At 51.3% G+C, this 22,900-nt stretch carries 25 protein-coding genes; 5 read left to right on the top strand and 20 right to left on the bottom strand.

Features of this window, described 5'->3' with window-relative positions; genetic code table 11:
- Positions 1-101: 101 nt before the first annotated feature.
- From TY09_RS12075 to prfB, 6 genes are read right to left on the bottom strand one after another with little or no spacing between them, the layout of a single operon-like run.
- Positions 102-1,187, bottom strand: a complete 1,086-nt coding sequence (locus tag TY09_RS12075; protein WP_042434762.1) for a glycosyltransferase — start codon at positions 1,185-1,187, stop codon at positions 102-104.
- Positions 1,184-2,266 (bottom strand): glycosyltransferase, encoded by a 1,083-nt coding sequence (locus tag TY09_RS12070; protein WP_042434759.1) that lies wholly within the window; start codon positions 2,264-2,266, stop codon positions 1,184-1,186. The genes TY09_RS12075 and TY09_RS12070 overlap by 4 nt, the downstream gene beginning before the upstream one ends.
- Positions 2,263-3,678 carry an oligosaccharide repeat unit polymerase gene (locus TY09_RS12065; RefSeq protein WP_042434756.1) on the bottom strand — a complete coding sequence of 472 codons (1,416 nt, stop codon included), beginning with the start codon at positions 3,676-3,678 and terminating at the stop codon, positions 2,263-2,265. The genes TY09_RS12070 and TY09_RS12065 overlap by 4 nt, the downstream gene beginning before the upstream one ends.
- Positions 3,675-4,826 carry a leucine-rich repeat domain-containing protein gene (locus TY09_RS12060; protein ID WP_009063997.1) on the bottom strand — a complete coding sequence of 384 codons (1,152 nt, stop codon included), beginning with the start codon at positions 4,824-4,826 and terminating at the stop codon, positions 3,675-3,677. Before TY09_RS12060 ends, TY09_RS12065 begins: the two co-directional genes overlap by 4 nt.
- A gap of 24 nt (positions 4,827-4,850) precedes the next feature.
- A complete protein-coding gene (locus TY09_RS12055; RefSeq protein WP_242841493.1) occupies positions 4,851-6,125 on the bottom strand; it encodes a lipopolysaccharide biosynthesis protein in 1,275 nt (424 codons plus the stop codon).
- 24 nt (positions 6,126-6,149) lie between these two features.
- Positions 6,150-7,277 carry a peptide chain release factor 2 gene (gene prfB, locus TY09_RS12050; protein ID WP_009063670.1) on the bottom strand — a complete coding sequence of 376 codons (1,128 nt, stop codon included), beginning with the start codon at positions 7,275-7,277 and terminating at the stop codon, positions 6,150-6,152.
- A 249-nt stretch (positions 7,278-7,526) separates the two neighbouring features.
- On the opposite strand from prfB, the gene TY09_RS12045 reads away from it, so the two are divergent.
- The 5 genes from TY09_RS12045 to rpsR all read left to right on the top strand — a co-directional run bounded on the left by TY09_RS12045 (position 7,527) and on the right by rpsR (position 11,071).
- Positions 7,527-8,621 carry an RING finger protein gene (locus TY09_RS12045; protein ID WP_042434750.1) on the top strand — a complete coding sequence of 365 codons (1,095 nt, stop codon included), beginning with the start codon at positions 7,527-7,529 and terminating at the stop codon, positions 8,619-8,621.
- 213 nt (positions 8,622-8,834) lie between these two features.
- The gene (locus TY09_RS12040; RefSeq protein ID WP_042434746.1) at positions 8,835-9,710 is read left to right on the top strand and encodes a UTP--glucose-1-phosphate uridylyltransferase; all 876 of its coding nucleotides are present in this window, start codon (positions 8,835-8,837) and stop codon (positions 9,708-9,710) included.
- A gap of 230 nt (positions 9,711-9,940) precedes the next feature.
- Positions 9,941-10,297 (top strand): 30S ribosomal protein S6, encoded by a 357-nt coding sequence (rpsF, locus tag TY09_RS12035; protein WP_042434743.1) that lies wholly within the window; start codon positions 9,941-9,943, stop codon positions 10,295-10,297.
- 5 nt (positions 10,298-10,302) lie between these two features.
- A complete protein-coding gene (locus TY09_RS12030; RefSeq protein WP_009063460.1) occupies positions 10,303-10,758 on the top strand; it encodes a single-stranded DNA-binding protein in 456 nt (151 codons plus the stop codon).
- A 52-nt stretch (positions 10,759-10,810) separates the two neighbouring features.
- A complete protein-coding gene (gene rpsR / locus TY09_RS12025; protein WP_009064239.1) occupies positions 10,811-11,071 on the top strand; it encodes a 30S ribosomal protein S18 in 261 nt (86 codons plus the stop codon).
- A gap of 159 nt (positions 11,072-11,230) precedes the next feature.
- On the opposite strand, the gene TY09_RS12020 is transcribed toward rpsR, so the two are convergent.
- The 14 genes from TY09_RS12020 to fliN form a co-directional block, all read right to left on the bottom strand.
- A complete protein-coding gene (locus TY09_RS12020) occupies positions 11,231-11,716 on the bottom strand; it encodes a chemotaxis protein CheD (protein ID WP_035316888.1) in 486 nt (161 codons plus the stop codon).
- Positions 11,713-12,330, bottom strand: coding sequence for a chemotaxis protein CheC (locus tag TY09_RS12015; RefSeq protein WP_009064325.1), 618 nt, complete (start codon positions 12,328-12,330; stop codon positions 11,713-11,715). The genes TY09_RS12020 and TY09_RS12015 overlap by 4 nt, the downstream gene beginning before the upstream one ends.
- Positions 12,331-12,401: 71 nt before the next feature.
- Positions 12,402-14,192, bottom strand: coding sequence for a FapA family protein (locus tag TY09_RS12010; RefSeq protein WP_042434740.1), 1,791 nt, complete (start codon positions 14,190-14,192; stop codon positions 12,402-12,404).
- Between the two features lie 126 nt (positions 14,193-14,318).
- A complete protein-coding gene (locus tag TY09_RS12005; protein WP_009063930.1) occupies positions 14,319-15,023 on the bottom strand; it encodes a flagellar hook-basal body protein in 705 nt (234 codons plus the stop codon).
- A gap of 75 nt (positions 15,024-15,098) precedes the next feature.
- Complete coding sequence (gene flgF, locus TY09_RS12000) at positions 15,099-15,839, bottom strand: flagellar basal-body rod protein FlgF (RefSeq protein ID WP_042434737.1); 741 nt, start codon at positions 15,837-15,839, stop codon at positions 15,099-15,101.
- Positions 15,840-15,853: 14 nt separating this feature from the next.
- On the bottom strand, positions 15,854-16,624 hold the full coding sequence (locus tag TY09_RS11995; RefSeq protein WP_009064210.1) for a sigma-70 family RNA polymerase sigma factor: 771 nt from the start codon (positions 16,622-16,624) through the stop codon (positions 15,854-15,856).
- Positions 16,625-16,674: 50 nt separating this feature from the next.
- On the bottom strand, positions 16,675-18,750 hold the full coding sequence (flhA, locus tag TY09_RS11990) for a flagellar biosynthesis protein FlhA (protein ID WP_042434734.1): 2,076 nt from the start codon (positions 18,748-18,750) through the stop codon (positions 16,675-16,677).
- The gene (gene flhB / locus TY09_RS11985; RefSeq protein ID WP_042434730.1) at positions 18,734-19,813 is read right to left on the bottom strand and encodes a flagellar biosynthesis protein FlhB; all 1,080 of its coding nucleotides are present in this window, start codon (positions 19,811-19,813) and stop codon (positions 18,734-18,736) included. Before flhB ends, flhA begins: the two co-directional genes overlap by 17 nt.
- Before the next feature lie 52 nt (positions 19,814-19,865).
- Complete coding sequence (locus TY09_RS11980) at positions 19,866-20,642, bottom strand: flagellar biosynthetic protein FliR (RefSeq protein ID WP_009063970.1); 777 nt, start codon at positions 20,640-20,642, stop codon at positions 19,866-19,868.
- A gap of 47 nt (positions 20,643-20,689) precedes the next feature.
- A complete protein-coding gene (fliQ, locus tag TY09_RS11975) occupies positions 20,690-20,956 on the bottom strand; it encodes a flagellar biosynthesis protein FliQ (RefSeq protein WP_009063977.1) in 267 nt (88 codons plus the stop codon).
- 36 nt (positions 20,957-20,992) lie between these two features.
- On the bottom strand, positions 20,993-21,784 hold the full coding sequence (fliP, locus tag TY09_RS11970) for a flagellar type III secretion system pore protein FliP (RefSeq protein ID WP_407650446.1): 792 nt from the start codon (positions 21,782-21,784) through the stop codon (positions 20,993-20,995).
- Entirely contained in the window at positions 21,714-22,130 is a 417-nt protein-coding gene (locus TY09_RS11965) for a FliO/MopB family protein (protein WP_009063996.1), read from the bottom strand. Before TY09_RS11965 ends, fliP begins: the two co-directional genes overlap by 71 nt.
- Before the next feature lie 24 nt (positions 22,131-22,154).
- A complete protein-coding gene (locus TY09_RS11960) occupies positions 22,155-22,517 on the bottom strand; it encodes a response regulator (RefSeq protein ID WP_009063593.1) in 363 nt (120 codons plus the stop codon).
- A gap of 34 nt (positions 22,518-22,551) precedes the next feature.
- A partial coding sequence (gene fliN, locus TY09_RS11955) for a flagellar motor switch protein FliN (protein WP_042434726.1) occupies positions 22,552-22,900 on the bottom strand: 349 nt, incomplete at its 5' end.

Here is a 22,900-nt window from a genome sequence, read left to right as displayed (position 1 = left end):
GCGCTTTTTTAAACTGCCGAAAAAATTGCGCAGCCATAAAATTGTAAAACAACTTTGCGGCTACGCAATTTCAATGGTTTGTATGTTTTTCAGAGGCCCATTTACAGCCCCTTTTTATGTTCTGCAATCGCGGCTTCGTAAACCTGCTCCATCTGCTCCACATTCTTTTTAAAGTCAAACAGACGAAGTACCCGCTCACGGCCCGACTCGCCCATCTGGCTGCGCAACGCGGTATCCTGACAGAGTCTCAGCAGATGCTCCGCCAGTGCTTCCACATCCCCGCAGGGAGCCAGAAAGCCGGTGACGCCATCCTCCACAGTCTCCAAAAAGCCGTCTACATTGCTGGCCACCACGGGAACGCCGCAGGCCATTGCCTCTACAGCCGAAACACCGAAGCTCTCGGAACGGCTCGGCAGACAGACCGCGTCCATACTGCTCAACACCTTCGGCACCTGCGGATTGGGGATCACGCCGCACAGACTCGCGCACTTAGAAAGACCAAGCGAATCGATCAGCTGCTGTAGCGACTCCTGCCGGCTGCCTTTCCCGTAAATCTTCAGGGAATACGAGCCCGGCGGTGCTTTCTGCACAAACAGCGCGAACGCGCGGATCAGGTCATCCATGCCGTAGACATCCTCCAGCGCTTTCACCGCACCGACGCAAAAGCCGTCATGCTCCTGCGGCTGCGGAGAAAACTGTGAACAGTCCACGCCGAAAGGGGTAATCCAGATTTTGCGCTGTTCCCCAAAGACACGACGTACCTGATTCGCCATCACCTCGCTGGTAGAAGCCACAACATCCGCGGCCTTCAGGTTACCGGCTACCAGAAACTTATGCACCGGGCTTTTCAGCGGAAACTCATACACGTCGCTGCCCCATACAGACAGCACCAGCGGGTGCGAGCGTGCCATACGAACCAGCGTACCGTAGCCGCTAGCATAATGGGCATTGATGACATCGGGCGCAAAGTCCGCCAGATCACGGCGCAGCTCGCCGCCGTTCAAAAAATACCCGGCAAACCCGCTCTTGCCCAGATATACTACTTCTACCTCGGGATTCAGGTTTTTCTGGCGGTTTTCATGCTCCGGCAGCGAATACAGCCGTACCTTATGCCCTCTTTTACATAGGGCGTTCACCCACTTGACCGTATGGCTGGAGCTGGCCGCCGACACAAACGCTATTTTCATGCCTGCTTCTCCCCCTGACTGCCGCCCAAATCTGCAAGGACGGTTTTTGCCCGGTCTGTCCAGAGGTTTCCCTGCACCGCCTGTGCGGCATTTTTCGCACAGTGGGCATACAGCTCGGTATCTCTGAGCAGCTCGGATACTTTCTCTGCAAAATCCGTGGGATCGTTTTCGCACACGAGCCCCAGCGAATATTTCTGGATAAACTTTTCGGTTTCCGTACAGTTTACCGCCACCATCGGCAGGCCGTATTCTAGGTATTCCATCAGCTTGACGGAGAACGCAAAATCATTATACGCATTCTTTTCGATGGGATAAAGGGCCAAATCCGCCTGCTCATACAGCGGAGCCAGCTCTTTTGCGCCGGAAGCATGTACCAGCTTCAGCCAGGGCTTGTTCCGAACCTTCTCTTCAATATAGGCGACTCCCTGCGGACGGCAGACCAGCGTGAGCGGGAACTCGTCCCCGTCCCCATTGAGCAGATCAAAGGCTTTCAGCAAGGTGTCCGTACCGTAGCGCTTCGAGACTCCGCCTACATAAATGCTGCGCTTGCCGGGAAGTTTCCCCAGCTTATTGCCGCGGCTGCCCATACAGGCCGGCGGCAGAAATGCCACATGCGGGAAATCAAAATACTGCTCCATGCTCTCGGTAGGCAGGTAAACAAGGTCCGTATTCTTTTTGAGAAACCGCACGTCGCGCTCCGACATCCACGCAATCACGTGCTGCTTGAGGCTCTTTCTGCCGGGGATGAACACCTCGTCAAAACGGAAAGCGGCGTCCCGGTAAAAATACCCGACCGGAATTCCCATTTTGTGTACCCGACGGATGAGCTTTCGGTCAAAGCCATGGAAAATCGGGCCGGAGGGGCTCTCTACATAACAAAAGTCGGGCCGGTTTGTATCGAGCCAGCGGTTGATCTCCTCCACCGCATGGCGGCGCTGCTCGCGGCGGTTCTGCTGCGCCTGTAAGAGCTTGACCTCGCAGCCAAGAGACAGAAACGCCTCATACATCATCTGCGGACGAACGGACGAGCCGGACTGGAAATCCCCAAAATCAATATAAGTCAGGTATAAAATCGTCATGATTTTCCCGCCGCCTTCTTTTCTTTTCCCTCGAGACGATCCAACAGCTTGATCAGGCCCGCCGGCGCACGGGGCGACAGGCGTTCCCAAATCCAGGGGGCGAAATGCCCGGCCACCAGGAAGAACAACAGAAGATAGGTTTGAAAATTGTAAATAAAGTCTACGAACCCGCCCTGTGTCGCCAGCGCCAGGCGGCTGGTGAGCATCGCGGTCAGTGCCAGCTGATAAGGGGTTTTACGCAGACGGGTAAACGCATAAAACAGAACGCCCATCACAAGCCCCATATACACGATGGAGAGAACCATCCCCCAGAAGCCGAAATTCGCGTAGGCCTCGCCGATATAAAAGGCGTTCATCACGCCGCCGGTACCGTCGTACACTTTCTCGGAACCGTAAAAATCCATGACCAGCTTGGCGGAACGGACATAGCTCCCGTCGATGCCCAACAGGTGCATCGCCGTCGGCGACAGGCTGCGGCCATGCAGAAACGGGAAGATCGTCGGGAACAAGTCAAAGTGCATCGTCAGCGTGCCCACCTGGGTAAACAGCGTGCGGCCGATCGGGCCGTTATAAAAGTTGCTGTCGCCGGAGGTAAAACTGTACCCCATCCGCCCATAAATAAATACGATGAACAGAGCCATGGCAGCGCCAAAACCGAACACCACCCTGCGGGAGATGCCGCCGCGCTCATACATGAGGATCAGGAGCAGCACAAACAGGTAGAACAGCACTGGGGATTTCTCAAAATTGATGGTCGCGGAAACGATGGCCGAGCCTACTAACACAGCGGTAAGAGCCCACCACCAGAATTTTTTGAGTACCACTGCGTAGGCAAACGCGACATAAGACAGCAGCGGCAGAAACAGCCCCAGCAAAAGGTTTTTGACGTAGCTGTTGACGATCACGATCTGCGAAATCCGCTGGCGCTCCACGCCGAACTCAAAGCCGGCCGGAGTGCGCACCAGGCGCAGCAAGGGGAAATAGCCGATCTTGATGATATAGATCAGAAGCATCACACAGCAGATAAACCCGATGCCCGAAATCGCGTAAAAGGCCAGTCTCTCATGCTTCACCTCAACCGACTTTTTCAAATAGCTTTTGTAGCGCTGTTTGATGTCGATATGAAAGCACTGGTAAAGCACGATGATGGTCAGCGGGAACAGAATCGCGGAAAGCAGAACGCTGTAGAACATCAGGTCAAAGCTGCTGTCGACCGTAATGTACTTCATCGTGTAATGATTGTGATCCCCCAGATACACCATGGCGGCACCGATATACGTCTGCAGCAAAAACAGGTACATCGTATAAGAAAGCAGATTGATTTTTCCAATATTCAGTGTTGCCGATGCCTTTTTAAACAAGATCAGCGAAATCAAAAGGCCAAGGACAACGATAAGCTCTTTCCAGATCATTCGTCGGTCTCCTCAAAGCCATATTTTTCGTTCAGCAGATATTGTTTTGTCAGCAGGTCGCCATTGCGGAAACGGCCCTGCAAGAAGCGGATTTTCGAACGGTCGAATTCGGGATCCAGGAAAATGGAGTTGAATTGCGGCAGCTTTTCCAGAATGGAAACATCCTTAATGTCGGTGTACTGCATTTTCAGCACCTGAAGCTCGGTGTTGTTTTTCAGCGGCTCCAGAGAGGAAATGTTGTTCAGGCTGATCGTCAGCTCCAACAGCCAGGGATATTTTGAGGCAAAGTTGATGTCCGTCAAACAGTTGGACGCTACACTGAGCTTTTCCAGCACAGGAAGATCGCCCAAATCACCGATTGTGGTCAAAGAGTTGCTCTCCAGAGAATACTCGTACAACTGATCCATACCGGTCAGGGGCTTGGCCACCATGATGCGGTTGGAGGTAAGATTCAGAATATTCAGCTGCGGCATCCCCGAAAAAACGCTGTTATCGGTAATGCGGTTGCGAGACAGATTCAGGCTTTTCAGATTTGTCAGCTTTGTGATATCCGAGGTGACGCCGATGATCGAGTTGCCGGACAGATTCAGTTCCGTCAGGTTTTTCAGCGAGTACAGCGGAGACATATCGCGAATATAGTTGCCCGCCAGTGTCAGACGCTGCAGGGTATTGATCTGCCCCAGCGGAGTGACGTCAGCAATCTGATTGCTGGAGAGATCAAGTTCTTTGAGATACGGAATATCCTTCAGCGCGCTGACATCAGTGATCTTTGCGGAAGAAATCGTCAGCTTGGAAAGGCCCTTGAAGTATTTCAAATCCTGAATATCCTTCACCGGCACATTCTGAATCGTCAGAATACTGATCTTCTCCACATCCACATCGTAAATGTCATCCTTGGGGCGCTCGAGCAGATTACGCACCTCGCGTTCCAGGTTTTTATCGTGGAATTCAATCTTAACGGCGTCCTCGTTGATCACGTCGTCATTCATCAGAACGTTGTAAACATTCTGATACGTGTTGACTCCCAGAAAAAACAGGGAAACCAGCAGCAAGGCCAGCGTATAGGAGAAAGGCTTGTTGCTTTTCATGTAGCCTGTCATCTGTCTGAAGCGCTCTTTCAGGCGCAGCTTACTCTGTTTTTGTTGCATTTCAGTTACCTCTCCACATTTTACTTATTTTGCATTTCTGACAATCGTCTGGCAGAAGCGGTAAAAAATCAGATAAGCACCGGCCATCGGCAAGGATGCGGCCAGCAGATACTGTTCAAACGTCATGGGGATCACAAAGGTCAGCAGCGACGGAACCGATACGGTAATCAGCAGGAAGAATTGCCAGACCATCGTAGCCTTCTGCCGCCCGAGTGCAATTGCACTGTTGGTCAAAGGCGTTACAACAAACCGCACCATGAACAGCGGGATCAGGTATTTCAGGTATTCCGGAATCGGCTTCCACTCCGGACCGAGGAACAAGGGAATAATCGGATCGCCCCACAGCAAAAGGAAGCCGAAGGGGAAAATAGACAAAATGGTCAGCCATTTTGTCACCGTGGAAAAGGTCTTGCTCAGCTTTTCCCCGTTGTGCTTGTCCGCCGAGGCGCCCCGCAGGAACACCTGGGACACCGCGCTGGAAACCAGTGTAAGCGGATTACCCAGCAGACGGTTAATCTGGCTGTAATAGCCATTCATTATTCCGCCGAACTGCATTTGAACAAACAGGCCCGTCATATTCATCGAAAGGCTGTTCGCGATGGCACTGGGCAACATATATTTGGGGTACGCCACATTTTTACGCGCAATCTTCTTTAAAAAAGGCAGGCGGAACATATAACGGTGAATCCGCCCTTTGAGGGTCATCACCATACGGAAGTTGCCAAAGAAATAGGAAAGGAACTGCCCAATAATCATGCCCCAATATCCCGCGCCAAGATAGCCCAAAACAAGCTGGGTCGCAATCATCACGGAAACACGAATAATATTGGAAGCCGAAATTACTTTATACTTTTCATGCCTTACATTAAAATAGTTCAGCGCAGTGGTCAGGCCGCAGATTAATGTTGTCAGCGGAACCATCCATAAAGTGTTTTCTGCACCGCCCGTCAGGTGAAAGCGCGTGCCGATCTGCGGAATAAACGGCCACATGATCAGCCCTAACAGTGCCGAAAACAAAACTGCCAGCAAAGCGCTGAGTACAAAGGCACCGCCTGCCTCCTCATCACTATCCGCCACGACAATGGCGTAATCATAACGGAAGCAGGCGATTTGCTGCGTAATACTGGTGATGTACACATAGATACCATAAATACCCTGAAGCTCCGGCCCGTAAAGCCGCCCCAAAATCGGCATAAATGCAAAAGGCAGCAATACCTGCGCCACGGCTGTGCCGCCGGTGAGAACCGCTACGTTTTTTAAAAACTGGTTCTTCTTCAGGGAATTCATCTTAGATTTCACAAAAGACAAGACACGGCCCCCTGTTTACTCGATGTTTTCTCCCAATGTGCCAAGATTCTGCGCCTTGAGATATGCGTTGATAAAGCCATCCAGATCGCCGTCCATCACGGCGGAGATATTGCCCATTTCAAAGCCGGTGCGGTGATCCTTCGCCAGCGTGTAGGGCATGAAAACATAAGAGCGGATCTGGCTGCCCCAGGCAATTTCCTTCTGATCGCCCTTAATATCCTCAATCTTTTCCAAATGCTCACGTTCTTTGATCTCAACGAGCTTTGAAATCAGCATTTTCATCGCGACATCGCGGTTCTGGTACTGGCTGCGCTCCACCTGGCAGGAAACAACGATGCCGGTGGGCTTATGCGTCAGACGCACGGCCGAAGAGGTCTTATTGACCTTCTGTCCTCCCGCGCCGCTCGCGCGGTATACCTGCATTTCAATATCATCCGGGCTGATCTCCACAGAGGTATCGCTGTCGATTTCCGGCATGACCTCAAGCGAAGCGAAAGAAGTATGGCGGCGGCCCGACGCGTCAAAGGGAGACACGCGCACCAAACGGTGAACACCCGCCTCACTCTTTAGAAAGCCGTATGCGTTTATGCCTTCAATTAAAATGGAAGCACTCTTCAGGCCGGCTTCTTCCCCATCCAGATAATCCAGCGTTTTGACCTGAAAGCCGTGGCGCTCCGCCCAGCGGCAGTACATGCGGTACAGCATCGAGGCCCAGTCCTGCGCCTCTGTTCCGCCCGCGCCCGCGTGAAAGGTTAAGATCGCGTTCTTGGCGTCGTATTCCCCCTTGAGCAGGGTTGTCAGGCGAATCGCTTCCAGCTCCGTCTGTATTTTCTGGTATTCCTGCTGTGCCTCCGGCAGCAAAGAGAGATCCTCGGCTTCATCCGCCAGCTCTACCAGAGCCAGCGCATCCTCCAGAGAAGAACACAGTTTTTCATAATTGGCGATTTTATTCTTCAGCATGCTGGAACGCTGAAGGATTTTCTGGGAACGCTCCATGTCGTCCCAAAAACCGGGCATCGCGGCCCGCTCGTCCAGCTGCGAAATCTCTTCCTTCATGCCCTGCAGCCCAAGCGCATCCGCCAGGTCGTTAATGTCCGGCCTGAGCTTTTCCAGCGCCAGCCTTAATTCCTCAAATTGCAGCATCCGTACCATCCTTCTATCACAAATCAAAGTTTTGTTTCTGCACAATAATAAAATATTATAAGTTATTTTTGGTCAAATGTAAAGAAAAACCATCTTTCTGCCCCTGGTCAGTCTGTGAACGTACTGAAAACTTATGCAAGAAATGATTGCAGTTTCCGGCAGAATTAGGTACAATAATTGTATTAAGGATATAAAGATCCTCTCGCCGGGGATGGATCACCGGCGATCTATTACAGGAGGCTTTCAAGCATGAAGTATACTGGCATCAAATGCCCGGTCTGCGGCATTCCCTTTCAGGCTGACGATGACATTGTTGTCTGCCCGGATTGCGGGGCGCCTTACCATCGGCACTGTTATGAAAAAGAGGGCAAATGCCTGTTTTCAGATACGCACAATACCGGAACATACTGGACTCCCCCCGCGGAGGATTCTGCCGCACCTAAAAAGGATTCAGAGATTGTATGCCCGGTTTGCGGCAGAAATAATCCGTCGGACGCGCTGTTCTGCAGCCGGTGCGGTTCTTCTCTGAACCGGTCGGACGCGGCTTCGCCGTCTCACCAGGGTCAGGTGCCTTTCCGGAATGATCCGCCTGGCTACCAGAATCCATACCAGAATTCGGGGTATCAGAATCCGGGCAGCCCCATCCCGCCCAATGCGCCTTTCGACCCTGCGCAGGGCGATTCGCCGTACCAGAGTGCGCCGAACCCCTTTTCGCCCATCACCATTCGGGCCGACGAACCCATCGAGGACGATATCACTGCCGGGGAAATCGCGAAATTTGTTCAGAACAATTCCTCTTATTTTCTTTCGGTTTTCTTCCATAAAAAGAGGACAAACCGTGGGCATTTCAGTTTTTCGGCCTTTTTGTTCTCGGGTGGATGGATGCTGTACCGCAAAATGTATCGGATCGGCACGATCATTACCGCGTGGATGGCGGCTCTGTTTGTCATCAGCACATTTGTGTCCCTGAATTATTCCTCTCCCCTGCTGATGAAACTGTATGAGCAGGCGGGAGTGAGCACCAGCGTATACCCTTCTTATGAAGAGCTGATGAAAGTCACTGAGCTTGTATACCTGCTTGACCCGGGCAGCATTATCCTGCTGTTCACCCCTCTGCTTACGCTTTTGATTCAGGCTGGTATTATGATGTACTGCGGTTTTGCAGGCAACCGTTTGTATTACCGGCACTGTGTGGAAGGTATCCGCAAGCTGAAAACAGAATACCCTATAGCAGCCGAGTACGACAAAGCGTTGCAGGAAAACGGCGGCGTGAATGTTTCGCTGGCTTTATGCCTGCTCATCTGCTATTCTATTATTATTTATCTTCCGAATTTCTTTGTATAAGAACCTCGAGCGGGGACATGTTGTTATTTTGAGGGTAAAATGATTAGCCATTTCATTCTCGTTATAACAACCTCACGCCGTGAATGGCAACAAGTTGCCGACGGCTGAGAGAACCTTGAAACTCGAAGAGGGAAATACCCGCTACCTATTTTAGATGCGGGTTATCTAATTCTAAAATTATTCTATTCATTATAACCGGTAGGAGGGAATTCTGTGAAAATAACGAAGGCTGTCATCCCCGCCGCGGGGCTTGGCACACGTGTTCTTCCTGTCTCAAAGTCCATGCCGAAAGAAATGCTGCCCATTGTGGATAAGCCGGCAATCCAGTATATTGTGGAGGAAGCCGTTCATTCCGGCATTACCGATATTTTGATCATTACCAATCGCGGCAAAGGGCTGATTGAAGACCATTTTGACCGCGCTCCGGAGCTGGAAGCCCATCTGGCGAAGGGCGGCGCTGATAAAGAAGCTGCCCTCAACAGTATTGTGGAGATTTCCCGTTTGGCCAATATTTATTTTGTGCGCCAGAAGGAAACCCGCGGCCTTGGGCACGCGGTAAACTGTGCGCGCTCCTTTATTGGGAACGAACCGTTTGCCGTACTTTACGGTGACGACGTGATCATCGGAAAAGACCCGGCCTGCGGCCAGCTGATCCGCGCCTATGAGGAATTCGGCAAGGGCGTGCTGGGAGTGAACGAGGTATCGCCCGAGGTGATCGGCCGATACAGCTCGCTGAAGGTGGAACCGGTTCGCGACCGCCTGTTCCGCTGCACCGACATGATTGAAAAGCCCTCGCCCGATAAGGTGTTTTCGTACTACTCCATTCTGGGGCGCTGCGTGCTGCCGCCGGAGATTTTCGATATTCTTGATCGTACCCCGCCCGGAAGCGGCGGAGAAATCCAGCTGACCGACGCCATGCGCGTGCTGGCCCAAACCGTGGGGATGACCGCGGTGGAGTTCACCGGCAAACGCTATGATATGGGCAATAAGCTCGGCATTCTGCAGGCTACGGTGGAAGTGGCGCTGGAGCATCCGGAGGTTGGAGAAGGCTTCCGCAAGTATATCAAGGAAATTGCAGATACTTTATAAAAAGCGGGATATGCCCACCGCTTGAGAATAAGTGCTTGATTTTCTCTGATTCACGTTATTTGAAAGAATCACTTTTCCAGTAAATTCTTGCGGAGCGAAAAAATAGCTTGACTCCCCTTAACCTCGCTGATATAATTAATCTGTTAGGCCTGCCCCACAGGGCAGCGCTTTTCATAATCCTTGCTCCAGCGTCCTGCTGGGGCCAAAGTCCAGAAGGAGGTGCAATTAAAATGCTAGATGTAAAAAATTCTTACGAAACCGTATTCATTCTGTCTACAACACAGGGTGAAGAGGCAGTCCAGACAAATGTTCAGAAGTTTAAGACTCTGATCGAAAAGAATGCTGTGATCGACTCTGTGGACGAGTGGGGCAAACGCCGTTTTGCGTACCCCATTGAGAAGCAGACCGAGGGTTACTACACCCTGATCAGCTTCACCAGCGCTCCCGACTTCATCGCGGAACTGGATCGTATCTACAAGATCACCGACGGAGTTCTTCGTTCTCTCATTGTCAAAAAAGAAGTAAAGAAAGAAAAGCCGAAAAAGGCTGTTGAAGTCCAGAAAACTGAAACTGCTGAAAGAGAGTGATCGATATGCTCAACGTGGCTGTATTAATGGGCAGGCTGGTTGCTGACCCTGAGCTTCGTCACACTACCAGTGACATTGCCGTCACCAGCTTCACGATTGCGGTGGATCGGTCTTATGTTAAGTCCGGCGCGGAGCGTCAGGCGGATTTTATCGATATCGTCGCATGGCGTTCTACCGCGGAGTTTGTATGCAAGTACTTCCGCAAGGGACAGTTAATTGCAGTTCAGGGCTCGATTCAAACCCGCAGCTATCAGGACAAGGACGGAAACAAGCGCAAGGCTTTTGAAATCGTGGCGGATAACGTGCATTTTGCGGAGTCCAAACGCGAAGGTGGAGCTCCGAGCCCCGGATATGGCTCTTACAGCCGTTCCGATGCGCCGATGCCCTCTGCCCCCGCCTACACCAGCGGAAACACAGGTGATTTTGAGGAAATCCCGACAGACGACGATCTGCCGTTCTGATTTTCTCACGTATTTACTTTATTTTTTGAATTGAGAAAAGGAGGCTTTTGGCATGGCTGATAGAAACGATCGGCCCGAGCGCGACAATCGTCGCGGCGGACGTAAGGGACGCAAAAAGGTTTGTAGTTTTTGCGTAGAAAAGATCGACACCATCGATTATAAGGATGTAGCGAAGCTGCGCCGCTTTATTTCAGAGCGTGCAAAGATTCTGCCCCGCAGAGTCACCGGCACCTGCGCACATCATCAGCGTGAACTGACTGTTGCGATCAAACGCTCCCGTCATATCGCTTTGCTGCCCTTCAGCAGCGACTGATCTGAAAAGATACAGACTGAGGAAACGGATCTTCCGTTTCCTCTTTTTTGTTGCCCGCATGAGAAGTCATACAATCATTTGAAATGAAATTTGATTAGGAAAAAAGCTTTCTTTAAAATCCACGTTACAGGATTTTATAGAAAGCTTTTTTCGCCGGGATCAATAGACCTTTACGCCATTCGCAAAGGATTTGATTGTCATCACGCCGTCATCCGTTGTAAAATATAAGGTTCTGCCGTAGTTCAGACCGGTGTCCTGCGCTTTGATGGGAATCTTCTCATAGGCCAGCATGGCACGAACAGCCATTACATTCCTCTGGCCGATATTGCCGAAGGCCGAGTCCCCCGAAACTTCGAACATCTTGGCGCCCCCGGCGATTTTGGCCGTGAGCTGGGCGCGAGAAGCGCCCAGCCGTTCCATTTCCCGAAGCATTTCAGTGATACAGGTATCAGCAAACCGATATTTGTTTTCTTTCGGGTTTCCCGCAGGGTATTTGGGAAGCATAATGTGACCCAGACCGCCAACCTTGCGCAGAGGATCGTACAGGCAAATACCCACACAGGAACCTAACGCATATGTGACAAGCTGCTCACCACCCTTCACTACTTTCATATCGGAAATGCCGATGGTTATCATATTGCTCATAATTGGATCCCTAATTTCTGCATTAATCTATCCAGCGATTCCATGCTCGGAATCAGCATCATATTGGAGGTAATATCATCCGCAGAGCTGAGAAAATCCTCTTGAATGAAGATGATTTTATCCGAAACGGTGCGCATTTCAATGGCAGGCACACTCAGCAGAGCGCCGACCATATCTACCGCGATGGCCGGAACAGAGGATTTGATGGACATTTGAGACAAGGTACTGATGGACCCGAGATAGGCCGAAATCATAATATTGCCGATCTCGGAAATAGCAGAAAGCTGCATCTCTGTCAGAGCGGCATAGCTGACCTGCTTTTCGCCGAGCAGGCTTTCCAGCACAGCCCCCGCAAAGGACTGTCCGACGATAAACATCATCAGCCCGTCAATTTCCCCCGAAATCTTTGTCAGAATCCCGACGACCGGGTTTTCCGGGCCGCCAAGAGCGGTGGCCGCGTCGCTGATATCCAGAATCCGCACCTTGGGCACAGACATGTTGACTTCTGCGTTCAGCATTTGAGAGAGCGATGTAGCTGCATTTCCAGCGCCGATATTTCCGATTTCTCTTAGTACGTCCAGGTGTATTTCATTTAATTCGTCAATGCTCAACATAAAATTCCAACTCCTTTCGCCGCCTCAGGAACGCTGTGCTGCCCTGGAAGCGGAATCTGTTTTTCATGGGTTTAATGCTTAATGGTATCCGGCGTATCAGTTGGCGTCGCAGGCCGCCACTCAATCTTGCCATATGTAAGATAAAATTTTGCGCAGCTTGTTTCTTTGATCACATTATAGGTATAACCGGCAATTTCCATCTTCACCCCCGGGTATACCATGCCTTTGGCAATGATGGAATAGCTCAGGAAGGAATTTAAAGAAGTTTCTGACTGCTGATGCTGTTCTTCCAGTTCTTCAATCTTTTTGGAGAACTGGATCCGCTTCTTTTCAGCCGCTTTGTTCACCTGCTCAAATTTTGTGCCGTCATCTTCCGGGTGCTGCTGGATAAACTGCTGATGCAGCCGCTCGAACTGATCTTCAAATTCGCGCATCTCCCGGCGGGCATTGTCCAGCTCATGGAGCAGAACCTCGGGGTTCTTCAGCTTTTTTGAGCTTTCCGTTAAAAGGGCATTCAGTTCCCGGGATTCAATTCGCACCTTGGTGACACTGCCGGACGGATTCCCAACGTTTTTTGCATAAACACCGCAGCCCACCGTACATTCACCGCCGGCTAACGTTGCGATATCCTTATTCAGAATCAGCGATCCGCCGGCACGAACAACGCTGTTCATGATAATGCTGGCATAGATTTCGTGCTGTGCATCCAGAATCGCATTCTCAAAGAATTTACCGGAGATATTGCCGCCGGCCTTCAGGCTGCCTCTTCCCCCGCCGTTCATTCCCTGGGAAATCACGATGTTCCCGCCGGCCTCGAGGTGTGCGTGCTCCACAATTCCGCGAACCGTGATATCGCCTCCAGCGCTGACAGAAAATCCGCTCTTTACGTCGCCCTGGATCAGAACCGAGCACTTGGCGGAAACGTTACCGGAATCCCTGCCAACATCGCCCTTGACAATAAATATTTCATTGACGTTGATCGCATTCGGAAGCATTTCAATCGTGCCGTCCACCATAGAAATCAATGTTTGACCATCCTCAGAAGCCTGCGTATTTACACCAATGGGCAAAACAGGTACCGCCCCTTTGTGATATGGCACAACCTTGCCGAAAACATCCATACCGTCGCTTCCCGGGTTTGGCAGTATCAACGCGCAAAGAGAATCTCCCTTTGAAATGTTTTTGACCAGCCCAAGCTCCCGGTAATCCAAGGAACCGTCTTTCCGCTGAATGGGGCGAAGCACTTTATCGGTTTCAAAATAATATTCGATGCGGCCGTCGCTCTCGTCCAGCACCTGCTTTCCGACCGCACACACCAGAGACTGCATAAAATTAGCCTGTTTGCAATACTCGCGAATCTCTTCCTCCAGAATCCCGTAAGAAATCTTTTTCCTTTCTAAGAACGCCAGAATTTCTTCGGGGGTTACCTTCTGGTTCAGGGAATGAAGTGTGACCTCTAAAACAGCGCGCATGCCGTTTGAAGAAACCTTCAAATCGAGGATCGGAGGTTCGGAGGATTCCTCCGCGGACGGGTCACTCTTTGTTGGCACCTCTCCCTGTGCTTTTTGTTCCGGAACCTGTTTTTCCTGTTTTTCCGGTTCCATGCCGAGAAGCTGCTCCAGCTCCCTGATGTGATCCAGCGCGGTCATCTCTTTCGGTTCAGAGGGCTGCTCCGATTCTGCCGCCTGTTCCGACTCCGCGGCCTGCTCCGGTTCTGCCGTCTGTTCCGGTTCGGAAGCCGGTATGGCTTCGTCAGGGTCCTCGGGCTGTTCTGTCATGCCCTCCGTGGATCGAACCGCATCCTGATCTGTCTTCTCTTTCTTGTTCCAAAACTTTGCCAAACTCTTGGGAAACACAATCATCACCCTTTTCTGACAGTATATAGTAATGCCACTTTAAAAAGCGGTTGATTTCTTCCCCCGTTTTCGATGAGGGAAGAAATTGCCGTTCTTATGGAAAACTGCTTTCAAAGTGAATTGACTATAAAATCACCTCAGACTGTTGACAGTCTGCATAATTTCGTCCGAAATCTGCACCATTTTGGAGTTGAGCTGGAAAGCACGCTGCGTTTCCAGTATTGTCGCCATTTCATCCGGCAGGCTCACGGAGGAGTTTTCCAGGTATCCCTGCCGCACCTCTGCGTCCCTTACCGCCTGAGCCTGGCCGGAGGCTTCTGTCTCTACAAAATAAGTTCCGGCCTCTCTCTGCAGGCCGTCACAATTGGAGAAGGTGAACACCCCCACCGGGGCCGCCGCACTCTCGTCCGTCACCTGAATCGGCTGCCCGTTCGCTCCCAGTACATAGCCGCCGTCGGAAGACACCAGGTAATTGGCGTTCCCCTGCATGGAAAGATGGAAATTACCGTTGCGCGTGTACTTTACCGTATCCCCGGAGCGAATGGCGAAAAACTGATACGCCTCCGGCAGAGCATAGTCGAGGGAACGCGAGGTGTTTTCCAGCGCACTGGCGGCAAAGAGGGTATCTGTCTTTGCAAGCTTCGTCCCGTGACCGGAAACGAGGTCAGAGTCCGTTCCTTCAGCCGCATGGATATTGGTATACACCAGATCGGCAAAGGCGCCCTTCTGCGCCTGAAAGCCGGTGGTGGAAACGTTCGCAATATTGTTGGCCGTTACATCCATTCCCTTCTGCATCTGGATGGTGCCGGTGGCCGCCGTATAAAATGAATTGATCATGGGTACCTCTCCCCTTTTCTGAATAAACCCGTTTCTCATTTGACATCGAAAGCGCTGCTTTCGATGAAACCGATCTTATATCTTACCGATCTCCGTCACGGTGCGGGATAAAATCTGATCGTACATTTTCAGCGCCTGCGTGCAGGTCTGAAGCCCTCTTTGAATCGCAATGGCGTCAGTCATTTCCTGAGCAGCGTCTACATTCGAGCCCTCTACATATTTCCATTTGAGCTGAGGGAACTGCATCTGCTGAGCGCCTCCCGCTGCGGTAAAGGATTCCTGCCCGGCAGATTTCAGGTCATTGTAATCCGCAAACTGATAGACAGCCAAAGACCCAACCTGATTGCCGCCGACACTGATATTCCCCTGCGCGTCCGCATCAAACTGGTCTGTTCCCACGCGGATCGGGCCGTTTGCTCCCATGACGCGGCCGCCAAGGTCTTGGCTGACAAGGTATCCCTCTTCATCCACATTAAAGCTGCCGTTGCGGGTATATACCAATCCGTTGTCCTTCTGAACCGCGAAGAAGCCTTCGCCCGTAATCGCGAAATCCAGCGTGCGGCCGGTTTCCTTCAGGCTCCCTTCGGAATGAATCACATTCGTCTGATCCGCCGCAGTCATCATGCTCATTTCACCGATCGGCACATCGCCCTGATTGTTCAGACGGTGAATCATCAGGTTGCCGAAGGTAGAAGAGGTCACAATGTTCCTTTTATATCCGGCCGTCTCTACGTTGGCAATGTTATTACTGACCGCCGTCAGCTTTCTGGACTGGGTCAGCATGCCGGAACTCAGTGTGTAAAACCCTCTCTCCATAGGAATCGTCTCCTTTACGAATTGTATTCCGTCAAAAATCGCTTGAGCTTTTTTAATCCGTTTGAGTGAATCTGCGATACGCGGGAGTCGCTGATTCCCATGACCGCCGAGATTTCTTTGATCTTCATCTGTTCCTTATAATAAAGCGAAATGACCATTTTCTCTTTTTCATTGAGCTTTTCAATGTATTCCGCCAGAACAACCTGCAGCTCTTTTTCGGCCACAACCTGCTCCGGTCCCTGAATGGAATCGTTGGATACGCTGAACCGCACATCTTCCACGCCTTTTTCATAGATCATCTCTTCAAAAGAAAGCATGGAGAGCGCACAGGTTTCGGCCTGCATTTTCTGGTACTCCTCAACGGAAACGTTCAGATGCTCCGCCATTTCGCTTTCTGTGGGATAACGGCCCAGCTCATAGCTGAGCGTGTTTTCCGCATCGCTGATGTTCTTGGCGATCCGTTTCAGGCGCCGAGGAAAGCAATCCTGCTTGCGTATGTAATCGATCATCGCGCCGCGCACCTTAATGGAGGCATAGGTTTCGAATTTGACCTTTTTTTCCGGGTCGAATTTTTCCACCGCGTCCAGCAGGGCGATCAGTCCCTCATTGACCAGATCATCCATATAAGTGAAATGCTGGTAGGCTCCCACTGTTTTCAGGGCAATGCATTTGACGATATACCCATAGCGGATGACAAGCGTATTGCGGACATCTTCCTCTTTATTCTGAAGGTATTCTTCCCACAGGTCTTCCGTCGTTTTCTGCTTCGTGATTACTCGTTCCATCCAGCTGTTTCACCTCCTTGATCGGGTTCGATCGTCTGATAAACACCGGTTTACGGCTCCAGAGTAATATTCGCCACGGCCTGTATCTGCACGTCGGAATTCAGTTCACTGAAAGAGAGCACCACCGCGCCGGGATAAAACTGCTCGAGCAGCTTGCTGAAATAAATGCGCACCACCGGCGAGGTCAGGATGATCGGCACATTGATAACGGCCTTGACCTTCTTGATGCTGTCAAGCAGCTTCGTAATAATCGTCTGCGTTGTCTGTGGGTCCATCGACAGATACGAGCCCTGATCGTTGCGGTTGATGGAATTCGCGATGACGCGCTCCACCTCGCTGTCCAGCGTAATGACGCGGATCTGACCGCCGTCGGACCATTTGCGGGTGATGGTTCTCTTCAGGGCCTGACGCACATATTCGGTCAGAACCTCTGTTTCGCGCACGGTAGCGGCATAATCGGAAAGCGTGCTGAGGATCGTTTCCATGTCGCGGATCGGCACACCCTCTTTGAGCAGGGCGCACAGCACCTTCTGCAGGCGGCTGTAAGACACCAGATTCGGCACCACATCGTCCACCAGAGCAGAATCGGCCTTCTTCGCGGATTCCAGAAGCTGAATGGCATCCTGACGAGTGAGAACCTCGTAGGCATGCTTGCGGATCGTTTCCGACAGATGGGTAACGACAACGGAAAGGGGATCGATTACCGTGTAGCCGTAAATCTCCGCCAGTTCCTTTTTGTCGGTAGTGATCCACTTGCTCGGGATTCCGTAAGCGGGCTCGATGGTCTCTATGCCATCGATCGTGCCGGTCAGGTTGCCGGGGTCCAGCGCCAGGTAGTAGTCGATAAGAACCTCACCCTCGCTGACGACCTCCCCTTTGACCTTGATCACATACTGATTGGGATTGAGCATCCCGTTATCCCGCAGGCGCACCGCCGGGATCACCATGCCCATCTCAACGGCAAACTGCTTGCGGAACGTGACCAGACGGTCGATAAAGCTGCTGCCGCTGTTTTCATCGACCAGCGGGATAATACTGTACCCGAACTCCATCTCGATCAGGTCGATCTGCAGCAGACCGTATATGTTATCAATATTCTTGTAATAAGCAGTTTCATCTTCCACTTCAGCGCCAACTGCCGCACCGGGCCCTGCGCCTGCCACAGCCAGCGCCTGCTCCTGTTCCGTCTGTCGGGCGTGTCTGAGAAGCACGATCCCCAGAGTGATCATGGTGCCGGCAATCAGCAGAATCTGGAGCTTCGGCATTCCGGGAATCAGGCAGAGAAAGGAGATCGCGACACCGGAAATCAGCAGAACCAAAGGCTGCGATGAGAACTGGCGGGCCACGTCCACGCTCAGGCTGGAATCGGACGCCGCGCGGGTGACGATCATACCGGTTGCGGTAGAGATCAGAAGTGCGGGAAGCTGAGAGACCAGGCCCTCACCGACGGTGGCGATCGTGTAGGTCGTCAGCACCGTGCCGAAATCCTGCCCGCCCTGCACCATACCGATAATGGTGCCGCCCAGAAAGTTGATGAGCGTAATGACGATGGACGCAATCGCATCGCCCTTGACGAACTTGGTGGCACCATCCATGGCGCCGTAGAATTCTGCCTCTCGCTGAATGTCGTTGCGGCGGGTCAGGGCAACTTCCTCCGAAATCAGGCCGGAGCTTAAATCCGCGTCGATCGCCATCTGCTTGCCGGGCATTGCATCCAATTTAAAACGGGCCGAAACTTCGGAAACGCGTTCCGCGCCCTTCGTGATGACGAGGAAATTGACCAGAACGATGATCAGAAAGATAATAAAGCCAATGACGATATTGCCGCCCAGAACAAACGTGCCGAACGTGGAAATCACCTGTCCGGCATGGCCGGATTCCCTCAGGATCAGACGCGTGGAGGAAATGTTCAGCGAAAGCCGGAACAGTGTCGTAATGAGAAGCATGGACGGAAAAACCGAAAACTGCAGCGAGTTTTTCACGTACATGGTCATCAGCAAAATCAGAATCGACAAGGTAATGTTCAGAATGAACATCATGTCCAAAAAGAATGTGGGAAGAGGTATGATGATAAAAGCGATAATAATGATAACAAAAACTGTTATAACGTTATTTAGAACCTTCAATATCTGCTGAACCTCTTTTCATGGAATACACCCAAGCCATAATTTCTGCCAGAACCACATAATATTCCGCCGGGATGGGCCGGTCTACCTCTACCTCTCGGTACAGTGCCTGAGCCAGGGGCTTATTTTCCGTCATGGGGATATGGTGTTTTTCGGCGATCTCGATAATGCGCAGCGCCGAATAGTCCTGCCCCTTTGCCACCACCACCGGGGCGGCGTCTTTCTCTATGTCATAGCGAAGGGCAACGGCAAAATGCGTTGGGTTTCTGACAATCACATCCGCCGTGGGAACCTGCTGCATCATGCGCTGCATCGACATTTTTCTGCGGCGCTCGCGCTGCTGGCTCTTGACGAACGGGTCGCCCTCCATCTGCTTGTATTCTTCTTTCAAATCCTGTTTTGACATGCGGATATTCCGCTCGTATTCCCACCACTGGTACAGGTAATCCAGCGCGGAGATCGCGATAAACGCGACGCACAGCTTTAAAACAATGCTTATGATGTTGCGCAGAATAAACAGAACTCCCTGGTAGACATCCGCAAACATCAGCTTTGTAAAATCATTCGAAATGCTCAGAAGCGAGGTGTACAGCAAATAGAGCATAATCGCGATTTTGATGATGGATTTAAACAGCTCCACCACAGAGCGAAGGGAAAAAATACGTTTGAGCCCCTGCAGTGGGCTGATATTCGAGAATTTGAACTTGATCTTTTCTTTCGAGAATTTCAGCTTCGTCTGTATGCCGGTACCGATAATCGCCGCCGCTATAGAAGCGAGCATGATCGGCCCCGCCAGAGAAAATATAGCCACAGTGCAGTCCTTGGCAATATCGATGACCGTGGCCTGCGTCATCCTGTCCATCGAAGAGGTGTAAGAAAAATAGCGGGTCAGAAACTGCTGCATGAATTCGTAGGAATGCGGCAGGGTCGCGCGCAGAATCATAAAAATGACCAGCAGGCTCAGAGCGCTGACAATGTCTGTGCTTTGAAAAATATTACCCTTTTTTCGTTCGTCTTCCCGTTTTTTCGGGGTAGCCTTTTCGGTTTTACTGCTGTCCGGCATTGTCATCCCCCCCTTTTGCACCGCTTTCAGAATCAGCGGGAATGGCGCCGCGCTACATCAGCATCCGGTAAACCCCGCCGATCTGATCAAACATCAGGTCGATCATCCTTTCAAGGAAGGACGCCAAAGGCCCGGCCATCAGAAAGAGAATCCCAAAACCCAGAAGTACCTTGATCTGTATATTGATCATGAAAATGTTCAGCCGGGGCACGGCCTTCATGACCAGACCAACCGCAAATTCCGTAATCAGCTGCGACGCCATGATCGGCAGCGACATTTTCACCGCGTAGATCAGGATCAGGCGGAACAGCTCCACCAGATGGGAAAAAATCTGCCGATCGATGGCGAGCTCCCCATATGGAACCATGACACAGAGCTGCACAAACACCTGAATGAGCGTTCGATGCGCACCGGTGGCAAAAAAGAGGAGAAAGAACATCGCGTTGATGAAGGAGCCGGAGATCGGCATGGAAACGTTGCTCTGCGGATCGTAAATCTTCGACATGGAGATACCGATCTGCATGTCCATATTTTCACCGCTGATCAGAATCACCGATAAAAACATCTGAATGATAAAGCCGATCAGAAAGCCCAGCAGCAGCTCGCGCAGCATGGTGACAAAAAAGATGAGAAAGCTTGGAAGCACCACTGTCCGCACCGGAACAAGCTGATAGGAAAACAGCGACAGCATGAGCGTCAGGCCCACCCGGATCACCACCGGGATACTGGTTCGCCCAAAAATCGGGCTGAATACCACACAGCCCGTCATACGCATAAAAATCAGGAGCAAAAGAGTTACGTTGTAATTGAGAGTGACAAGATCTAACATTCCGAACCCTTTCTGCTCCTTTTTTGGACTTGTTGATCAAACAGCCCCTAATTCAGGCTTGCGATCAAGCTGAAAATGTAAGTAACAAAATCGCTCATGACCTCCATCATCCACGGCCCCAGCAGAATCAGCACCACGGCGATGATCAAGAGCTTCGGAACAAACGAGAGTGTCTGCTCGTGAATCTGTGTCGCCGCCTGAAGCACCGCTATCACAAGGCCGATCAGCACGCTGGAAACCAGAATCGGCAGCGCAAGCTTCATGGTGGCGAGAATCGCCGCCTGAAATACCCCGATAATCTCAGATGTCGTCATGAAATAAAAATCCTTCCGAATAGTGTGGCGCCAACGCTACATGTTAAAGCTGGCAACCAGAGTCTTGAACAGCAGGCCCCAGCCATCTACCAGAACGAACAGCAGCAGCTTGAACGGCAGAGAAATGATAGCAGGCGGCAGCATGATCATACCCATGGACATCAGCGTGCTGGAAACCACCATGTCGATGATCAAAAACGGGATAAAGATCAGAAAACCGATCAGGAAAGCCCGGCGCAGCTCGCTGGTCATAAACGCGGGAATCACCACCGTTAGGGGCGCTTCCTCCGCGGATTTGATTTCCGTTTTGGAAAGGTTCAAAAACAGATTCAAATCATCCTTCTTGGTCTGCTTGAGCATAAATTCCTTCATCGGTACAGCCGCCCTCTGAACAAACTGCTCCTGCGTGATCTGCTCTTCTTTATACGGCTGGTAAGCGTCCTCATTGATCTGCGTGAGCACCGGCGACATGATGAACAGCGACAGGAACAGGGCCATCCCGATCAGCACCTGATTCGGGGGCGTTTGCTGCAAGCCCAGCGCATTGCGCAAAAACGACAGCACAATGATGATCCGCGTAAAACACGTCGTCATGATCAGAATGGACGGTGCGAGAGCCAGAATCAAAAACATCTGGATCATCTCGAGCGTATCTACCCCGTTGCCGTTGATCTGGATTCCGGTGGAGGCGGCGGACGCCTGAACCGGGAGAAAAGCCATCAGCACCAGCGAAAGCAGCGCCGTTACCAGAATTTTTTTACGGCTCTTCGTCTTCACTGTTTTGGCCTCTACCTTTTCTTTTTCCGGCTTCGGCTCCCCTGAACTCATCAAACGATTTCACGCTCCATCCGTTTTTCCTGGCCTGCTGAAACAGATTCACAAAGCTGGCCGCCGGCCTGCTTTCTTCCTCCGGCTTCAGCTCATCGGCCGAAAGCTCCTGCAAAATTTCAATACTCTGGCTGGAAAAGCCGATTAAGTAATACTTACCGCAGATCTGCGCCAGGGCCAGTCCTTTGTCCTGCGACAAAGGAACCTTTTCCAGAATTTTAATATTCTGGGAATTGGAAAATGTATTGATCTTCTTTGCGGCATACTTGCTGAACGCATAGCAGCCAAACAGAATGATCGCTATGCCAAACAGAGAGAACAGCAAAGAGAAAAAGTCGTCACCCATGCGCTCTCCCCCTTTGAATATGCATCAGCCTAAAATGCTGTTAACTGTCTTCATGATACGGTCCGGCTTAAAGGGCTTCACAATGAAATCCTTTGCGCCAAGCTTGAGTGCGTCCACAACCATGGTTTCCTGGCCCATCGCCGAACACATAACCACCCTGGCGCTGCTGTCCATCTCGCGGAGGCGGCGGAGCGCCTCCAGACCGTCCATCACCGGCATGGTGATGTCCATCAGAACCAAATCCGGCTTTTCAGCCGCGTAAGTTGCGAGAGCCTGCTCGCCGTTGCCGGCCTCCACAATTTCGGTGTAGCCGTTCTTCTGCAAGGTGTCTTTAATCATCATCCGCATAAATGCAGCATCATCCACCAGCATAATTTTCTTTCCCATGATCGTTCCTCCTATAAGATGAAATCCTTATTCTTTATTTTAAAGCATTGATAATATCAACATTACTTGATATTTCAGTAATACGGACTCCGTAGTAATCATCCACAACAACAACGTCGCCCTTGGCAATCCGCTGACCATTCACAAAAATATCCACCTGAGAACCGGCCTGTTTGTCCAGCTCCAGGATCGTACCGGCGGTAAAATCGAGGATTTCTTTGATTTTACGCTTGGTACTGCCGATTTCTACCGTTACCTCAAGCGGTACCGACAGAATCATGTTCAGGTTATTGGACTGATCGGTGGTCAATACTGTTTCCTGCTCGTCGAAGTTCTGATATGACGCGCTCTGGATCTCGTATGACGGGCTCTCGGGCTGGCGC

This window comes from Faecalispora jeddahensis (assembly GCF_000577335.1).
Classification (GTDB): Bacteria; Bacillota; Clostridia; order Oscillospirales; family Acutalibacteraceae; genus Faecalispora; species Faecalispora jeddahensis.
The sequence above is the reverse complement of the archived record's forward strand: the minus strand, read 5'-3'. Positions and strand labels throughout refer to the sequence as shown.